10 protein-coding genes are annotated in these 18035 nt (G+C 66.1%); 7 read left to right on the top strand and 3 right to left on the bottom strand.

From position 1 onward, the window contains the following. Positions 1–25 precede the first annotated feature (25 nt). The 4 genes from ACOYJQ_RS15055 to ACOYJQ_RS15040 are packed head-to-tail and all read left to right on the top strand — an operon-like array spanning position 26 to position 3508. Positions 26–871 carry an alkaline phosphatase family protein gene (locus ACOYJQ_RS15055; protein WP_433459531.1) on the top strand — a complete coding sequence of 282 codons (846 nt, stop codon included), beginning with the start codon at positions 26–28 and terminating at the stop codon, positions 869–871. Continuing rightward, positions 868–1689, top strand: coding sequence for an ABC transporter permease (locus ACOYJQ_RS15050; protein WP_433459529.1), 822 nt, complete (start codon positions 868–870; stop codon positions 1687–1689). The genes ACOYJQ_RS15055 and ACOYJQ_RS15050 overlap by 4 nt, the downstream gene beginning before the upstream one ends. Beyond that, the gene (locus ACOYJQ_RS15045; protein WP_433459528.1) at positions 1686–2480 is read left to right on the top strand and encodes an ABC transporter permease; all 795 of its coding nucleotides are present in this window, start codon (positions 1686–1688) and stop codon (positions 2478–2480) included. The genes ACOYJQ_RS15050 and ACOYJQ_RS15045 overlap by 4 nt, the downstream gene beginning before the upstream one ends. Further along, positions 2477–3508 carry an ABC transporter ATP-binding protein gene (locus ACOYJQ_RS15040; protein WP_433459525.1) on the top strand — a complete coding sequence of 344 codons (1032 nt, stop codon included), beginning with the start codon at positions 2477–2479 and terminating at the stop codon, positions 3506–3508. Before ACOYJQ_RS15045 ends, ACOYJQ_RS15040 begins: the two co-directional genes overlap by 4 nt. A gap of 78 nt (positions 3509–3586) precedes the next feature. Here the strand turns inward: ACOYJQ_RS15040 and ACOYJQ_RS15035 are convergent, their stop codons facing one another. Next, positions 3587–6631: an ExeM/NucH family extracellular endonuclease gene (locus tag ACOYJQ_RS15035; protein WP_433459524.1), complete on the bottom strand. Its 3045-nt coding sequence runs from the start codon at positions 6629–6631 to the stop codon at positions 3587–3589. Positions 6632–7045: 414 nt separating this feature from the next. On the opposite strand from ACOYJQ_RS15035, the gene ACOYJQ_RS15030 reads away from it, so the two are divergent. Then, entirely contained in the window at positions 7046–9262 is a 2217-nt protein-coding gene (locus ACOYJQ_RS15030) for an esterase-like activity of phytase family protein (protein ID WP_433459522.1), read from the top strand. Between the two features lie 102 nt (positions 9263–9364). On the opposite strand, the gene ACOYJQ_RS15025 is transcribed toward ACOYJQ_RS15030, so the two are convergent. Beyond that, entirely contained in the window at positions 9365–9907 is a 543-nt protein-coding gene (locus tag ACOYJQ_RS15025) for an Hsp20/alpha crystallin family protein (protein WP_433459520.1), read from the bottom strand. A 340-nt stretch (positions 9908–10247) separates the two neighbouring features. Here ACOYJQ_RS15025 and ACOYJQ_RS15020 point away from each other — a divergent pair, with 340 nt between their 5' ends. Next, positions 10248–12224 (top strand): glycerophosphodiester phosphodiesterase family protein, encoded by a 1977-nt coding sequence (locus ACOYJQ_RS15020; protein ID WP_433459518.1) that lies wholly within the window; start codon positions 10248–10250, stop codon positions 12222–12224. A gap of 51 nt (positions 12225–12275) precedes the next feature. On the opposite strand, the gene ACOYJQ_RS15015 is transcribed toward ACOYJQ_RS15020, so the two are convergent. After that, complete coding sequence (locus tag ACOYJQ_RS15015) at positions 12276–13007, bottom strand: UTRA domain-containing protein (protein WP_433459516.1); 732 nt, start codon at positions 13005–13007, stop codon at positions 12276–12278. Between the two features lie 152 nt (positions 13008–13159). Here ACOYJQ_RS15015 and ACOYJQ_RS15010 point away from each other — a divergent pair, with 152 nt between their 5' ends. Continuing rightward, positions 13160–17995, top strand: a complete 4836-nt coding sequence (locus tag ACOYJQ_RS15010; protein ID WP_433459514.1) for a metallophosphoesterase — start codon at positions 13160–13162, stop codon at positions 17993–17995. Positions 17996–18035: the final 40 nt, after the last annotated feature.

Raw genomic sequence — 18035 nt, 5'->3', positions numbered from 1 at the left:
GCCGCCGTCCAGCCGCAGGGGCCGCATGATGCGTCCGGTGATCCTCGTCGTGCTCGACGGCCTTCGCTACGCCACCGCCCGCGCGTGCCTCGGCTATGCCGAGGCGCTCGTCGAGGGCGGGGCCGCGCAGGTCTACCGCCTGCGCAGCGCGCTGCCCTCCCTCTCGCGCCCGCTGTACGAAACGCTGATGACCGGCCTCGTGCCGCTCGATCATGGCGTGACCGGCAACACGGTGGTGCGCCTGTCGCGCCATCCCAACGTGTTCTCGCTCGCGCGCCGGGCCGGACTGGTGACGGCCGCGGCCGCCTATCACTGGTTCTGCGAGCTTTACAACCATGCGCCTTTCGAGCCGCGCTTCCGCCGCATCGAGAACGCGGACGGCGGCATCGCGCACGGCGCGTTCTACTGGCGCGACGATTATCCCGACGATCACCTGTTCGCCGATGCGCAGGACCTGCTGCTGCGGCACGCGCCCCATTTCATGCTGGTGCATCCGATGAACATCGACGATGCCGGCCATCGGCACGGCGGCGGATCGGCGGCCTACCGCAACGCCGCCCGCCACGCGGACGATCTGCTCTCCCGCCATGTGCCCGACTGGCTGGCGCGCGGATACGCCGTGCTGGTCACGAGCGATCATGGCATGGGCGACGACGCCAGCCACGGCGGCACCGATGTCACCGAGACGGAGGTGCCGCTTTACACCATCGGCGCGGATACCTTCACGCTCGACCCGGCGGCGACGATCCGCCAGACGGACATCGCCGGGCTGATCGCGGCGCTGCTCGCCATTCCCGGTCACGGGCTCGCCGCGCCGGCGGGCGTCCTGCGCTACGGCGAGGGCGCGCTGTTGCCGGCTCCGAAATCATGAGCGGCGCGTTGCATATGCGGCTTCTCGCGCTCCCGCTGCTGATCGCCTTCGCGGTGCTCGTGGTCTGGCCGCTGTCGAGCGTCGTCATCGACAGCTTCGACGCGCAGGGCGCCTTCTCGCTCGCCAATTACCGCACCGTGCTGGCCAGCGCCTATTACCGGCAATCCTTCGCCATCACGCTTTGGATTTCGGTGCTCACGACCATGGTGGGCATGGGCGCCGGCGTCCTGCTCGCCATCGCGCTGCGCGCGCGCGGCGGCGGCGTGCGGCGCTTCGCGCTCGCCTTCGGCAGCATGGGCGCCAATTTCGCCGGCGTGCCGCTGGCCATGGCGATCATCATCCTGTTCGGCATGAACGGGTTCTTCACCATTCTCGTCGGCAAGCTCGGCCTGCCGGGCGGCTTCAACGTCTATTCGTTCGCGGGACTGACGATCGCCTATTGCTATTTCCAGATCGCGCTGGCGACGCTGCTGCTGACCCCCGCCTTCGACGCCGTGACGACGGAGATCGAGGAAGCGGCGGCCCTGATGGGCGTATCGCCCCTGCGGTTCTGGCTCCGGGTGGGCCTGCCGATCCTGGCGCGCCAGATCGCGGCGATCGCCATCCTGCTGTTCGCCAACGCCATGGGCACCTTCGCCACGACCTTCGCGCTGACGGGCACGAGCGTCAACGTCGTGACCATCGCCATCAGCGACCTCGTGTCGGGCGACATCTTCTCCGATCCCAACCTCGCCAACGCCATCGCGCTGCTGCTGCTGCTGGTGTTGCTGGTGCCCATCGTCGCGAGCCAGATCCTCGCGCGGGAGAAGCGGCCATGACATCGTCCGGCGGGTTGCTCTCGCGCGCGTTCCTCATCGTCATGGCGGCGCTGATGGCGCTGCCGATCGCGGCCACGGCCATCAACGCCTTCGCGGCCGACTGGTCCGACACGCTGCTGCCGACCGCCCTCACCGCCGACTATTTCCTTTCCGTGGTGTCGGACCCGCGCTTCATCGCCGCGATGGTCCGCTCGCTGGCGGTGGCGGCGATCGCGCTGGCCATCGCGACCGTGCTCATCGTGCCGGCCATCGTGTGCGCGCACATCTATTGGCCGGGGCTCGACCGCTGGCTGGCGCGTCTCGTCATCCTGCCCTATGCGGTGCCGGCCATCGTGCTGGTCGTGGGCTACCTGCGCGTCTTCTCGCAGCCGCCGCTCCAGATCAACGGCACGCCGCTGGTGCTGGTGCTGGTTTATGTGCCGGTCTGCTTTCCGATGTTCTACATCACCATCAAGAACAGCCTGCGGGGCCTCGCCATCGCCGACCTGCTCGATGCCGGCCGGCTGGTCGGCGCGAGCGACGCGGTGATCCTGCGCCGCGTCGTGCTGCCGGCCATCGCACCGGGCGTCATGGTCGCCGCGGTGCTGAACTTCGCCATCCTGTTCAGCGAGTTCGTCTACGCGAAGATGCTGGTGGGCGGCGGTTTCGAGACGTTGCAGATGTACATGTACGCCCAGCGCAACCTGAGCGGGCGCATCACCAGCGTCATCGTGCTGGTCTATTTCGTGCTCCTGCTCGCCCTGACATTGGCGTCGCTGGGGCTTGCCAGAACGGAGCGCGCACGCGCATGACCTATCTCACCATCGACAAAGTCGGCGCGACCTACGGCGCATCCACCATTCTGGACGGGATCCAGCTTGCCGTCGGCAAGGGCGAGATGCATGTGCTGCTCGGTCCCTCCGGCTGCGGCAAGACCACGCTGCTGCGCGCCATCGCCGGGCTGGTGAAGCCTTCGGAGGGCGAGATCCGGCTCGGCGGGCGGCGGATCGACAACCTGCCTCCGAAGGAACGCGGCATCGCGATGGTGTTCCAGCACTACGCGCTGTTTCCCAACATGACCGTGCGCCAGAATCTCGCCTTCGGGCTGGAGCAGAAAAAGCTGCCGCGCGCCGAGATCGCGCGCAAGGTGGAGGCGACGCTCGACATGGTGGCGCTGGGCGCGCGCGCCGACGTGCGCCCGCATCAGCTTTCCGGCGGCCAGCGTCAGCGCGTGGCGCTCGCACGCGCGCTGGTGCTGGAGCCCGCCCTTCTGCTGCTCGACGAGCCGCTGTCGGCGCTCGATGCGCAAATCCGCAAGCGCCTGCGCGACGAGCTGAAGCGCATCCAGCGCGACACCGGCCTCACCAGCATTCTGGTGACGCACGATCAGGACGAGGCGCTGACGCTCGGCGACCGCATCTCGGTGATGAACGCGGGCGTCATCGCCCAGACGGGCACCCCGCGCGACATCTATCACCGGCCGCGCGATCTGTTCGTCGCCGGCTTCATCGGCGACGCCAACGTGCTGACGCCGGCGGAGTTCACCGAGCTTTCCGGCATCCAGAGCCCCGATGCGGTCGTCATCCAGCCGCAGGACTGGCGGCTCACGGATGCGCGCGACAGCGCCGACGCAGCCGCCGGAAACGACGATGCGATCCGCGTGCGCGGCGTCGTGGCCGACGCCAGCCTGTCCGGCCCGTTCATCCGCTACATCGTGACCGCGGCCGGGCTGCGGCTGAAGGTCGAGACCCCCAACCGATACGATTCCGCGGAGCTTGCGCCGGGCACCGGCGTCACGCTCACGCTGCGCCGGCAGGACATTCACACGGTCGCGCGCTGACGGCGCCGCCGTCTTGCCGGAATGGAAAAGGGGCGGCGTCCGCATGGACGCCGCCCCTCTCGCATGGCGGAACCGCCGTCAGACGAGCGCGGGCTCGGACGACAGGTTGAGGCCGATCAGCAGCGGATCGTGATCGGACGTGGCGAAGGGATCGACGTTGTAGAAACGCGCATCCTTGTACTGGCTGGAATAGTTCAGCAGGTCCGGCTCCTGCGCGTTGATGTGCCATTCGGTCACGCCGCTCACCTGCCCGGCGAGCGACTGATTGGCGAGGCCCTGGTCGAGCGTGCCGCGCTGGCCGTTGAACAGGTAGCTGAAAGCGGTGTCCTGGCCGATGTGCGCGTCGATCAGGTCGACGAAGCCCGCATCGAGAAGCGCCGTGACAGGATCTTCCTTGGCGTAGGAATTGAGATCGCCGATGATCAGCACATCCGTGTCGTCGATGCCGTTCGTGGCGAGATAGCCGTCGGGATTGGCGGCGTCGAGCCACGCGGCGAGCTGGCGGGCGGTTTCGGTGCGGATGGCGTTGAACGCGCCCTGGCCGTCGCCCTGATCGGCGTCGTCGCCCGTACCGGTGCCGCTCTTGGATTTGAAGTGATTGACCGCGACGCTGAAGCGCTCGCCGGTGGTGATTTCCGCGAAGGTCGCGGCGATGGCCGGGCGGGTGCTCTGCTCGCCGCCCTCGTCGAACACAAGAACGTCGCTCGCCACGAGGCTGACCTCGTTGCTCTTGTAGATCAGGCCCGTGGTGATGGCGTCCGTGCCGATGAAGCCGTCGACACCCTCCCCGTTCGGGTTGACGAAGGCATAGGTGGTGCCGTCGCTCGCCCCGGCGTTGAGGGCGTCGACCAGCGCCACGATGGCGGAGCTATCGCCGAAACCGTTGTTCTCCAGCTCCTGCAAGCCGAAGACGCTGGCGTCGATCGTCAGCATCGCCTCGACGATCTTGTCGGTCTGGCGTTCGAGGTCGCCGGCGGTGGTGGCGCCGCGCGGCGTCAGGTTGTCGGGGCCGGAGCCGGCGCCGGAACCGTCGTTGAGCGTGGTGAAATAGTTCAGCAGGTTGAAGCTGGAGACCGTGAGGCGGCCGCCGACATCCTCGGGCGCCGGCTCGCGCGCGCCGCCGTTGGTGGCCTCGTCGATCGCCAGCACGCCATTCACCAGCAGCTTGTATTCGTCGAAATTGTAGGTCAGGACGCCGGTGACGGGCTCGGTGATCTGCGCGCCCAGGCGCAGCGTGGGGCCGGCTTCGGAGAACGTGTCGCCGGCGTCCAGATAGCCGTTGCCGTTGTCGCCGGCGGCGGCGGGCGCGTAGGGGAAGGCGTCCGGGTTCTGGGCGGAATTGCCGTCGTCGATCTTGAAGCGGTTGTTGGCGTTGGCCTGTTGCAGCGCCTTGATTTCATCGAGCTGCGTGTTGGGATCGTAGATCTGCGTCGGCGTCACCTGCTCGCCGGCCGAAACGACGATCTCGCCGTAGCGATCGAAATTGTAGTTCTCGATGATGGTCAGCGGTTCCGCCGTGCCGGTCGTCAGCGTGACCGCCATGCCTTCGTACTGCTCCAGATCGTCGATGAAATCGGGAGACAGCGCGATGGTCGCCGGCGTCGGCTGGGCGTTGTTCGCCGACAGCGTCACGATGTCCGTGACATCCTTGATCTGCGTGAGGTTGAAGTATTCGTCGACCGTGCCGGAAACCTCGACATGATCGCCGGCCGCGACGGCGGGGGCGTTGCGCGTGTAGACGAAGATGCCTTCCGAGGTGCGCACGTCGCCATCGGCGTCGGCATCCTCTTCTTGCAGGAAGAAGCCGTCGGCCGTGGTGTAGGTGACGATGGCGGAGACGAGGACGTAATTACCGACATAGGTGCTGGCCGTCGCCGTGCCCTGAATCTGCGAGATCAGCAGCGCCTGCGGTTCGCCGGGGCCGGGCTCGCCGCCGCCTTCATTGGCCGCGCCCTGGGTGTGCTCCCGCGGCCCGGTCCAGTCGGTGGGGCCGTCGCCGACGCGTTGCAGCGATTGCCCGATCGGCGTGTCGCCGCCTTCCGCGACGCCGATGTCGATGGAGGTCTTGCCCTGCGCGACGCCGTTCGCGGCCGTGAAGACGCCTTCGTAGGAGAGGAACTCGATCACCTCGCCGTCGCGCGACAGGGCGACGCCGTCCGGCGAGCCGTTCTGGATGCCGTTGGCGGGCAGGCTCCAGACGTAATAGTCGTAATCGCCGTCCGTGGTTTTGGCGAGGGCGGACACGTCCGCGGCGTTGTAGGTCTTGCCGTCGTTGCCGTTGTAAAGCTCGACCTTGAGGCCGGCCGCATCCTCGCCCGCCTTGACGCGGATCTCGACGAACTCGCCGGCATCCGTGCCGGTGTTGTCGTAGTGGATCTCGTTGATGCGCGGGGCGACGGCGGGCTCGGGCGCGTCGACGCCGTCGATCGTCACCGTCACGGTGGCGGTGTCGAAACCGCCCTTGCCGTCATCGACGGTGTAGGTGAAGGTATCGGTCGCGGTCTCGCCCGCCTTGAGATAGGCGAACAGATCGCCCGCGTCGTAAGTGACGGCGCCGTCGACGATCGACACCGACGCGCCGCTGGCGCTCGTCGCCGAAACATGGGCGATCGACAGCGGATCGCCCTCGTAGTCCCAGTCGTTGGCGAGCAGGTCGACCGCCCGGATGGTCAGCTTCTCACCCTCTAGCACCGACGCCGCGTCGTCGCGGGCGAGCGCTGCGTTATTGCGGCCGTCGAGATAGAGCGTGTAGTCGTCCCCGTTGAAGCGCAGCGCCTCGATGTTGAAGAGCTTGTCCCGGTCGCCGGTGGCGTTGTCCGTCACCGAAACCCAGTTCAGGAACCACAAGGACTGACGGCCGAAGGTGTAATCCGATACTTTGCCGGCATAAAAGGCGATGTCGAAACCGCTGCCGCCGTCGATGGTGTCGTTGCCCGCGCCGCCGTCGATGATGTCATCGCCCGCGCCGGCGAAAATCGTGTCGTCGCCGCCGAGGCCCTCGATGACGTCATTGCCCCACAGGTCGACGATGAGATCGGGCCGATTGCTGCCCTTGATGGTATCGTCGCCGATCTTGCCGAGGTGGAACGACGGAAGAGCCGAAATAAACGAAAAAAGCGACATATCACCTTCCTTCTGAGAACTTTGTTGCGAATTGTCGTTGGGATACGGGATTTCGACTCAATATCACCCGTCAGTGACAACTGATTAACTGCCGTTCGGGAACGACTCCCTGTCTTCAGGAGCGCGCATCCATGCGCGACCCGCGCCGCTTGCGGCATCGTGAGAATCGCGCCCGGCGCCTGGCGCGCATTGTCGCGGAAGCGGCCGCCGGCATCGGCGGCGGTGTCTCACGCCGGCCTCACCGGCCCGGATGTCATGGTGAACGGAAGCGCCCGCCCGGACTGTTTCTTGTCGTTCATATTGTCTCTTTTCCGCCAATGATGACGCGTCATGTCACGCCATTGTCATCGCCCGCCAATGACATAGGGCTCCGCAACCCATGTATCCCGCGCGGATCTCTGGAGACCCAACGACATGAAACGCTCAATTCTGCTGGCGACCTGCTTCAGCCTGCTGTCCGGCACCGCCCTGACGGCCGCGGAAGCGTTGAACTTCAACCGGATCGCGGTTTTTCCGGTGATCAATAACCTGCCGCAAGACGCCGATCCGGCGAAGGAAACGGTGTCCGAGATCATCTCGGCGAATGCCGAAGGCACGCTGCTGGTCTACACCGATTCGCCCGGCAATCGCGTCGGTCTGGTCGACATCACCGATCCCGCGGCTCCGAAGGCCGGCGGTGTCGTCGCGGTCGAGGGCGAGCCGACCTCGGTCGTCGTCGTGGGCGACAGGGCGCTCGTCGCCGTCAACACCTCGAAGAGCTACACGGAGCCGTCGGGCTTCCTCGGCGTGGTCAACCTCACCACCAAGACGCTGGAGAAGAAGATCGACCTCGGCGGCCAGCCGGATTCCGTCGCGCTGAGCCGCGACAAGAAGTCCGTCGCCATCGCCATCGAGAACGAGCGCAACGAGGAGCATAACGAAGGCGAGCTGCCGCAGCTCCCCGCCGGCTATCTCTCGCTCGCCGCCGTGAACGCGGACGGCACCGTGGACGAGGCTTCCCTGCGCCGCATCGAGCTCACCGGCCTCACGGAAATCGCGCCCGAGGACCCGGAGCCGGAATTCGTCGACTTCAACGAGAACAACGAAGTCGTCGTCACCCTGCAGGAAAACAACCACATCGTGGTCGTCGACGCGGCTTCGGGCAAGGTCGTTTCCCATTTCTCCGCCGGCGGCGTGAAGCTGGAGAACGTCGACACGAAGCGCGACGGCATCATCAGCCCCACCGACACGATCGAGAACGCCCTGCGCGAACCGGACGCGGTGCGCTGGCTCGACAGCGAGCGTTTCGCGATCGCCAACGAGGGCGATTACAAGGGCGGCGCGCGCGGCTTCACGATCTTCAACAAGAGCGGCAAGGTGGACTACGAGAGCCACGCCTCCTTCGAGCACGAGGTGCTGCGCGCCGGCCACTACCCGGAAAAGCGCAACAAGAAGGGCGTCGAGCCTGAAGGCATCGCCTTTGGAAAGTACGGCGACGACAACATCCTCTTCGTCGGTTCGGAGCGCGGTTCGGTCGTCGGCGTGTACCGCGATCAGGGCGCGGGCAAGGAGCCGGCGTTTCTCCAGCTCCTGCCGGGCGGCGGCATCGGCCCCGAGGGCCTGCTGGCCATTCCGCAGCGCGATCTTTTCGTGATCGCCAACGAAACCGACCTGCGCGAGGATGGCGGCCAGGGCACGACCGTCGCCATCTTCAAGCGCGAGCAGGCACCGGCGAACTATCCGACCATCGTCTCCGGCAACGATGACGCCGGCCGGCCCATCGGCTGGGGTGCCCTGTCCGGCGCTGCCGCCGATCCGTCGACCGCCGGCCGCTTCTATGTCGTCAGCGACAGCTTCTACGCGCAGGGCGCGATCTACGTCGTCGACGCCACGCAGACCCCGGCCCGCATCATCGAGAAGCGCGTCGTCACGCAGGACGGCGCGCCCGCCGCCAATCTCGACCTCGAAGGCATCGCCGCCCGTCCCGCCGGCGGTTTCTGGCTGGCTTCCGAAGGCGATCCGGCGCACAAGAAGACCCCGACCCACTCCCGTCTCGTCCGCGTCGACGACAAGGGCGCGGTGCAGGAGATCGTCGAGCTGCCGGAAGAGCTGAAGGCGCACGCCACGCGCTTCGGCTTCGAGGGCGCCGCCGTGACGGGCGAGGGCGAGAACGAGACCGTCTGGGTCGCCGTTCAGCGCGAGTGGAAGGATGACCCCAAGGGGCACGCCAAGATCCTGACCTACAAGCCCGCGACGAAGACGTGGGGCGCGCTGCACTACCCGCTCGACGCGGTGGAAAAGGGCTGGATCGGCCTGTCCGAGATCACCTCGGTCGGCAACGACGGCTTCATCGTCATCGAGCGCGACAACCAGGTGGGCGAGAACGCCGTCATCAAGAAGCTCTATCGCTTCTCGGTCGCGGGCCTGACGCCGGCGGCCATCGGCGCCAAGGAGATCCCCGTCGTCAAGAAGACGCTGGTGCGCGACCTGCTGCCGGACCTCAAGGCGCCGCGCGGCACGGTTCTCGACAAGGTGGAAAGCTTCGCCGTGGACAAGGACGGCGAGGCCATCTTCATCACCGATAACGACGGCATCGACGGCTCGTCCGGCGAGACGCAGTTCATCCGGCTGGGCAAGATCAAGCTGGACTGACATCCCGCCACGGGGACCGCACGATAACGGACGGCCGGCGGAGCAATCCGCCGGCCGTCGCCATGAAACGTTTCCGATCGCCCCGGATCACGGTCCCGGCGGTCAGCCCGCCTTGACCTCGATGGCCCGGCTCTCACGCGTGGCCGTGGCGGATTTGGGCAGCCGCACCGTCAGGACGCCCTTGGCGAAGGATGCCTCGATCTTCTCGGCGTCGATCCCGTCCGGCACGCGGAACGAGCGCGTGAACGCGCCGTAACGGCGCTCCGAAAGGTGATAGCCCTTGCGCTTCTCGTCGCTCTCCGCGCTTTTCTCGCCCCTGATGGTCAGGATACCGCCCGACAAGGAAACCTCGACGTCCTTCTCGTCCAGCCCCGGCAGTTCGGCGGCGATTTCGTAAGCCTCGTCCTTCTCCACCAGATCGACCGCCGGCTCCAGCGCCCAGGTGAAGTAGCGCGCCGCGGGGATGGTCTGGATCGCGGTCGGTCCGGCGAACGACTGCCGGAATTTACCGAAGCCGAAATCGTCGAATACCTGATCGATCTGACGGCGGATGAACTCGAACGGGCTCGGCAGATCGGCCTGATGGAGAGCGGGAGCGCCCTTGCCAGCTTCCTCGGCCGAAACATTCTTCTCGGTCTCAGACATGATATCGTCTCCTCGGAAATAGCACATCTTTCAATCGCCATGAGGCGTGACCGGTTATCAGCGGGATAACCTGTCGTCGAACATCATAACGCCGACAGATCGGACAAAGTATATCGCAGCGCAAAATTCCGCCGCGCGAGAGACGTCCCGCCGGGACCGCTCCCTCCACACGCCGCCACGCTGACGCTGCGCCCCGCCGGGCGATGGAAGCCGGCGTCATCATCAAGTCACTGCCTATCGAATATAAACAATCATCCCATCAAAGCCTCGCATGTCATCTGGAATTTGACCGCGACGCTCTCATGATCAGCCGTATTCATTTTCATGCGAGGACGATCATATGTCTGAACAGACCCAGGATGCCGTCAAGGCCCCTCTCGTTATCGGTCATCGCGGCGCCAGCGCCTACCGCCCCGAACACACGCTCGAAGCGTACAAGCTGGCGATCGAGCAGGGCGCGGAAGTCATCGAGCCCGATATCGTCGTGACGAAGGACGGGCACCTCATCGCGCGCCACGAAAACCTTCTCAACGACACCACCGACGTCTCGGATCATTCCGAGTTCGCGCATCTCTACACGACGAAGAATCTCGACGGACAGATCGTCTCGGGCTGGTTCGCCGAGGACTTCACCCTCGCCGAGATCAAGACGCTGAAGGCCCGCGAGCGCCTGCCGGAGATGCGCCCGGACAGCGCGGAATACAACGACCGGTTCGCCATCCCGACGATCGAGGAAATCATCGCGCTCGTCAACGAGGTGGAGCAGGAGACCGGCAAGAAGATCGCCATCGCGCCGGAAACCAAGCACCCCACGCATTTCGCCTACACCGGCCAGTATGTCGACGGCGGGTTCATCCGCGTCGACACGAGCGCCCTTCTCGTCGAAAAACTGGTCGAGCTCGGCTTCACGGAGCGCGACCGCGTTTACATCCAGTCGTTCGACGTGCTGAACCTGATCCAGCTCAAGACGGAAATCATGCCGGAAGCCGGCGTCGATTTCAAACTGGTCCAGCTCCTCGGCGGGGCGGCCGACATCTACTTCCACTTCAGCCCGGAATTCGCGGAGCTCGGGGCCAATCCCGATCTCTATGAGAATTTCGACTTTCCGCTGACCAGGGAAAGCGCGCTGAACACCGACCTCTACACGCTCGACGCGGCCAAGGCGATGGCTGCGCTCTACGCCGACGCCTTTGCGCCGGCAAAGGATGCGCTGCTGCAAACCTCCCGCCTGCTCAACCCGGTAGACGCCAATGGCGACGGCAAGGCGGAGGTCGGCAAGATCGTCACCGGCATCCTCGACCTCGCGCAGGTGGCGCGCGCGGCGGGACTCGAAACCATCCTCTGGACGGTGCGCGCCGACGAGGGCTATCTGTCGCTCAACCCCGACGGCACCTTGCAACTGCCGGTGGAGGAATTCGTGAAGCTGCTCGATTTCGGAATCGACGGCCTCTTCACCGACTTCCCCGACCTCGGCCGCATCATCGTGGACCAGTACGCGGCGGGAGACGGCGCGATCGCGGCGCCCAACGCCCGGGGCGGCAACGACATTCTGGTGCGCGACGCCGACGCGCTCACCACGGAGAAGGGCACCGACGGCTACGACCTCGCCGTGTACTACGGCGCGGGCCGGATCGCGCTGGCGGACAACGTGGAGGCGCTGCGCCTCAACGGAGCCGATGACGTGGAGATCGCGGGCAACGCGCTCGGCAACGTCCTGCTCGGCAACGCCGGCGACAACCGCTTCATCGAGAGCGCGGGCAACGACCGCATCGACGGCGGCGCGGGCCACGACACCCTGGCGCTGTCCGGTGCAAGGGCCGGCTATACCGTGGAAATCCGCGACGGGCTCGCGCATGTCACCAACACCGCGACCGGCTCGGTGCACCGCGTGAGCGATATCGAGACGCTGGCCTATGCCGATGAGACCGTCTCGCTCTTCGCGGCCGGACAGAGCGATGTTCAGGGGCTTTACCACGCCTTCCTCGGACGCGACGCCGACGACGCCGGTTTCGACTTCTGGCTGAATCAGGGGCTGGCCGGGCAGGACGTGTGGGCGCTCGCCGCCCGCTTCGCCGATTCCGACGAGTTCCGGCAGCGCAGCGAGACGCTCGACAGCGCGGCTTTCGTCGATGCGCTCTATACGACGGTTCTGGCGCGCGCCGCCGATACCGCCGGCCGCGACTACTGGGTCGGCCGGCTCGACGCCGCCGACGCCTCGCACGCCGACATCGCCCTCGCCTTCACGCAGAGCGCCGAGGCGCAAGGCAAGGTCGCGCTGCTGACGCCGCCCGCCGACCTGTGGCAGGACCTCGCCTGACCCGCGGCGCGGGGGCGCGCACCGCGCTCCCGCATCGCCTCGTCAAACCCGTCAGTCGTCGACCTCGACCTCGACCAGAACGGCGTCATGACGCCAGTATTCGAGATCGCAATCGCTGACCGCGCCGTTCCTTTCATGGTTGACCCGGCGCACGAGCAACGCCGGGCTGCCCACCGCCAGACGCAGCACCCGCGCGGCCGCCTCCCGCACCGCCGTGGGAATGATCTGGTAGCGCATGCGCCCATAGTGAAAATCGTACTTGTCCCGATACAGCTCCGTCAGCGACACGGACAGATCGTGCTCGAACAGGTTCGGAAACACGCACGGCATGTAATAGTGCTCCACGTAGAGCACCGGCCGCCCGTCGATCGACCGCACGCGGCGGATGCGCGCCATTTCGGTGCCGGCGGGCAACTTCAGCAGTTCCGCCACCTGCTCCGGCGCCGCAACCACCCGCTTGTCGATGACCCGCGTGTGCGGATGCCGCCCCTGCTGCTCGGCCGACAGGGTGAAATGCCCTTTCGATTGCGGATTGTAGAGAAAGCGCGGCGGCGACACATACCATCCGCGGTTCGTCTCGCGGTAGATCAGCCCTTCCGCCTCCAGTTGCACGAGACATTCGTGCACCGACACGCGCGGCATGCCGAACTCCTTGCTCAGGTCCCGCTCGGACGGCAGACGCGCACCCGCGGCATAATCCTTGCCCCGAACGCGCTTGCGAATTTCAAGCTGAACCGCCCTCAGACGCCCACGAGATTCTGAACCGACACCAGCATTACTCATTATCGACCCCAAACGAAAACTGACAACTTGTCATCCCGAATTCAAACTGCGGGACTATAAATTGGAAAGTGGACTAGTCCACAATCATATAACATATAAAAATCAATATCTTAACCGATTTTTTGAAATCCCCCCTGCCGGAGTGTTCAATCATGGCAACGACGTCCCTGAACGCCTTCCTTGTCAAGAAAGGCGGCGAACCGCAAATCATCGATCTTAAACAGAAGTTCGGAGACGGTTACAGCTTTTCCGTCGAAACCTCGAACGGCGACAGCGTGACGACCGCCGTCGACGCCGACGGCAAGCTCACGCTGTCCTTCGGCGACCAAGGCCATTCGGACATCCGCATCACGGCGACCGCCGCCGACGGCACCGTGATCGCCGACAACTTCCGCGTCCGCGTGGCGGGCGAGAACGCCTACACCATCGCCGTGCTGCCCGACACGCAGGATTACACGGCGGAATACGCGCCGAAGGAAATCTTCAGCCAGATGACGCAATGGCTGGTCGACAACAAGGACAGCCTCGGCATCCAGTTCGTCGCGCATGTCGGCGACGTGACCTATCACAACACCGACGCCGAATGGACCAACGCGGAAGCCTCGCTGCGCATCCTCGACGGCAAGCTCCCCTATTCGCTGCTGCCGGGCAACCACGATCTCGCCGCCGGCGGCAGCGCCGCCTCGCGCACGCAGGACAATCTCAGCAAGTATTTCTCCGTGGAAGAGCAGTCGAAGCTGCCCGGCTTCGGCGGCGTCTATGACCGGGAGCCCGAGAGCTTCAACAACAACTATTCCACCTTCACCGCCCCGGACGGCACGAAGTGGCTCAACCTCTCGCTCGAATTCGGCGCGCGCGACGACGTGCTGCGCTGGGCGGGCGACGTCATCGAGCAGCATCTCGACCACCGCGTCATGATCACCACGCACGGCTACATGGCGGGCGACGAGCGCGTCGGCCCGCTGACGCCCCAGCTCACCGGCGAGAACGCGGGGCCGGGCTACGGCGTGGGCAATGACGAGCGCGGCTCGTCGGACGGCGACGGCATGTGGCAGAAGCTCGTCAGCCAGTATCCCAACATCGCCTTCGTCTTCTCCGGCCACAACTTCATCGACGGCGCCCAGACCCAGATCAACTACGGCGCCGGCGGCCAGCCCGTGCTGCAAATGATCATGAACTACCAGAACGGGGTGGCGCGGGAATCGACCGGCAACGGCGACGAAGCGCTCGGCAGCAACGGCGGCAACGGCGCCATCCGCCTGCTCACCATCGATCCCGACAACAACGCCGTCTACACCGAAACCTATTTCACCGCATTCAACGATTATCTCGACGGCTACCGCGGCAAGACGGAGCTCGACCGCGACGGCCTCACCGGCTATTACCGCGGCCATCAGGAAACCTTCACCGACATCGACCTTTCCACGCCGGACGACGTGCCGGTGGCCAAGGCCGGCAAGGATCTGTTCGTCGCGGCGAAGGGCGGCGACATCGCGCTGATCAGGCTCGACGCCTCGCAGACGATCGTATCCGACGACGCGGACGTCACCTATACCTGGAAGGACGCGGAAGGCGCCGTCGTCGCCACCGGGCGCAGCGCCTATGTCTTCCAGCAGGCGGGCGCGCGCGTCCTCACGCTCGAAGTCGCCGGCGCTGACGGCTTCACGGCCACCGACACCGTGCGCGTGACCGTGACGGGTGAAAACACGCTGCTCGCGGACAACTTCAACGACGGCGACACGGCCGGCTGGGCGATCCCCGGCGACATCAAGCTCGTGGAACCGGGCTCTCCCGCCGATTTTGGCCTGCCGGAAATCGCCGGCGGCGAGGCCGACATCATCGGGTTTCCCAAATACACCGCCCAGCAGCACCTGCTGTTCAAGCCGGAGCTCGCCGAAGCGCCGGAAGGCGGTCTGGTCTCCTCGTACACCTTCGTCTTCGACGCCCTGTTGCAGCCGACCGAAAGCTGGTGGGCGCTGTTCCAGACCGACGTCACCAACGGCGGCGACGCCGAATTCTACCTGCGCAACGACGGCGACGGCACGGGCAGCCTCGGCATCAGCGGCGTCTATCAGGGCGATTTCAAGTATAACGAATGGCAGCGCATCGCCATCACGGTCGACAAGCAGGCGGACGGCTCCTTCCTGATCAGGAAGTACATCGAGGGCGCGTTCGTCGGCGAGCAGATCGACAGCGGCGCGCGCTTCGACATCGATCCGGCGAAGGGCGTGCTGCTGTTCACCGATGACGGCGCGGACACCTCCGGCGGCTACATCAACAGCTTCCTCTTCGCCGACCGCGTTCTGGACGCGCAGGAAATCGGAAGCTTCGGCAAGGCTTCCGCCGGCGGCATCGCCTCCGCGCCGGTCGCGGGCGCGACGCAGTTCGATTTCACCGGCGGCGCGCTCGATGCGACCTTCGGCACCGGCACGCTGGACGTTTCCGCCGCCGGCGCCTCGCCGCTCAAGGTCGTCGGCACGGTCCGGTCGGGCGACGAAAACGGCGAAGGCACGCTCAAGGACCTCACCAACACCGGCACCAACCTGCTGGTGTGGGATGCGGCCGAAGCCCGCGCGTGGGGCGATTACGTGTATGACGCCACGCTGCGCACCACCGACAATTCCGGCCAGATCGGCGTCGTGTTCCGCTATCTGGACGAGAACAACCACTACCGCCTCACCTTCGACGTCAACGGCAACGCCCGCACGCTGGTCAAGGTGCAGGGCGGGCAGGAAACGGTTCTCGCCGCGGCCGACAAGGGCATCGTCATGGATGCCGACGTCGAGCTGCGCGTGGCCGTCACCGGCGGCGAGATCCGCGTGCTGCTGGACGGCCGCGACGTCTTCGGCGGCCCGGTGACGGACGAGGCCCCGATCGCGCACGGCACGGTCGGCGTCTATTCCGCCACCCAGGACACCGCCTCCTTCGACAACGTTCTCGTCAACCGGATCGCCCTGACCGCGCACGGCGAAACCGGCGCGCGCGTCACGGACACGGACGGCGACGGCACGGTGCAGGTGTCGCTTTCGGCCGCCGCGAGCTTCGGTCCGGCCGAGATCGTGGAATACCGCTGGGTGCATGACGACCGCATCGTCGCCACCGGCCGGGACGCCACGGTCACGCTGCCCGTCGACGCGAAGGACATCACGCTCGAGGTTCTCGACGTCAACGGCGACTGGGCCACGGACAGGATCGTTCTCGACATCGCCGAAAAGAGCGCTCTCCTGCTCGACGAGACCTTCGGCGGCGACATCGCCGGCTGGCGCTTCGTCGACGAAGGCGAGTACGAGGAGAAGGCCGACTGGCGCATCGAGAACGGCGCGCTGGTGCAGGAAGCCAACGTCTATTCCCGCCAGCTCACCAGCGGCTGGGACGCAAGCTCCGCCGACATCTGGGATCGCGGCTGGAGCCCGCTCGGCGACGGCGACTACGTGCTGCGCAAGGGCACCTATGCGCTCTTCGAAGGCGAAGGCGCGGCGGCGTGGCAGGACTACTCCGTCGAGGCGCGCCTCGACATCGGCGAAGGCCGCTCGACCGGCCTGCTGTTCTACTATCAGGACGCAAACAACTACTACAAGCTCGACCTCAACAAGGAAAACCAGATCGTCCAGCTCATCCGCATGGTCGACGGCGTCGAGACCGTGCTGGGCCGCACGGGCGGCCAGCTCTCGCGACACGACGATGCCCTCGTGCGGGTCGACATCAAGGATCACGTCATCACGGCGTCCATCGACGGCGAGAAAATCTTCGCCAACGTGATCGAGGACCGCTCCCTCGACCACGGCACCATCGCCCTCTACAACTGGGGCGCGGGCGCCGGACTGTCCTATGACGACGTGCGCGTCGTGAGCCTGCGCGACGGCGGCACGCCGCCCGACGACACGACCGCGCCGACGGTCGCCGGCATCACATCGCTCACGGAAGACGCAACGGCGGGCACGGTGGTGTTCAAGGTCGTGTTCGACGAGGCGGTGACGCATGTCGACGCCGCCGATTTCGCGCTCGAAGCCGAGGGTCTTGCCGACGGCTACGCCATCGACAAGGTCGAGGGCAACGGCGCCGTCTGGACCGTCACCGTCACCGGCGTGGCCGGCAAGGGCTCGCTCGCGCTGGGGCTGGCGCCGGCCGTGTCCATCGCCGACGCCGCCGGCAACGCGCTGGCCTGGTCGGCCGTGTCGGGCGCGCATCAGGTCGAGACGCCTGCCGCGCCTTATGAAATCGTGGACAACGACCTCGGCGGGCGCGACATCTTCCTGCACGTCGCAGGCGCGCTCGTGCCGGAACTCGGCACCGACAAGCTCGACCGCGTGTTCTACGATGGCGACAAGGCGGTGCTGACGCTGCCGGAAACCATCGAGCAAGGCACGCTGCTCGACGAGGCGCAGGACAGCAGCCTCATCGGCAACGCGCTCGACAACGTGCTGACGGGCAACGGCGCGGCCAACGTCCTGAAGGGTGGCGCGGGCCGCGACATCCTGACGGGCGGGGCGGGAGCCGATCTCTTCGTGTTCGACGCCGCCGGCCAGTCCGGCGCCCGCCAGATCGACACCGTGACCGACTTCAACGCCGCGGAGGGCGACAGGGTCGTGTTCGCCGATCTGGGCGTGCAGCAGCAGGCCGACAAGTCGTTCTTCTTCGCTTCGCTGTTCAAGGACGGCGTGCTGAGCAACACGATCTCGAGCCTGATCAGCCTGGTGACGAACGATGCGGCGCTGGCGACGAGCGTCGTCGCCGGCCTGATGAGCGAGAACAGCGTCGCCGGCTTCAAGTTCGACGACAACTGGTACGTGGTGCAGACGGGCGAGCGTGCGGACGATATCGGCGGTTTCATCAACATGTGGTCGCTGATGAACCCCGGCGCGCTGGCGCAGATCGGCAACGCGGCGGCGGAGCATCTTGCGATCGGAAACGTCGTCGAACTCGATCTCGTGGGCGGCGACGCCATCCGCAATCTCGGCCAGGTCGTTACTTACGATCTCGTGGCGTGACATTCGCGCGGCCGCAGCCGGAACGCGCCTGAATCAAGCC

The sequence above is a fragment of the Pseudochelatococcus sp. genome, assembly GCF_050946405.1.
Classification (GTDB): Bacteria; Pseudomonadota; Alphaproteobacteria; order Rhizobiales; family Beijerinckiaceae; genus Pseudochelatococcus.
The sequence above is the reverse complement of the archived record's forward strand: the minus strand, read 5'-3'. Positions and strand labels throughout refer to the sequence as shown.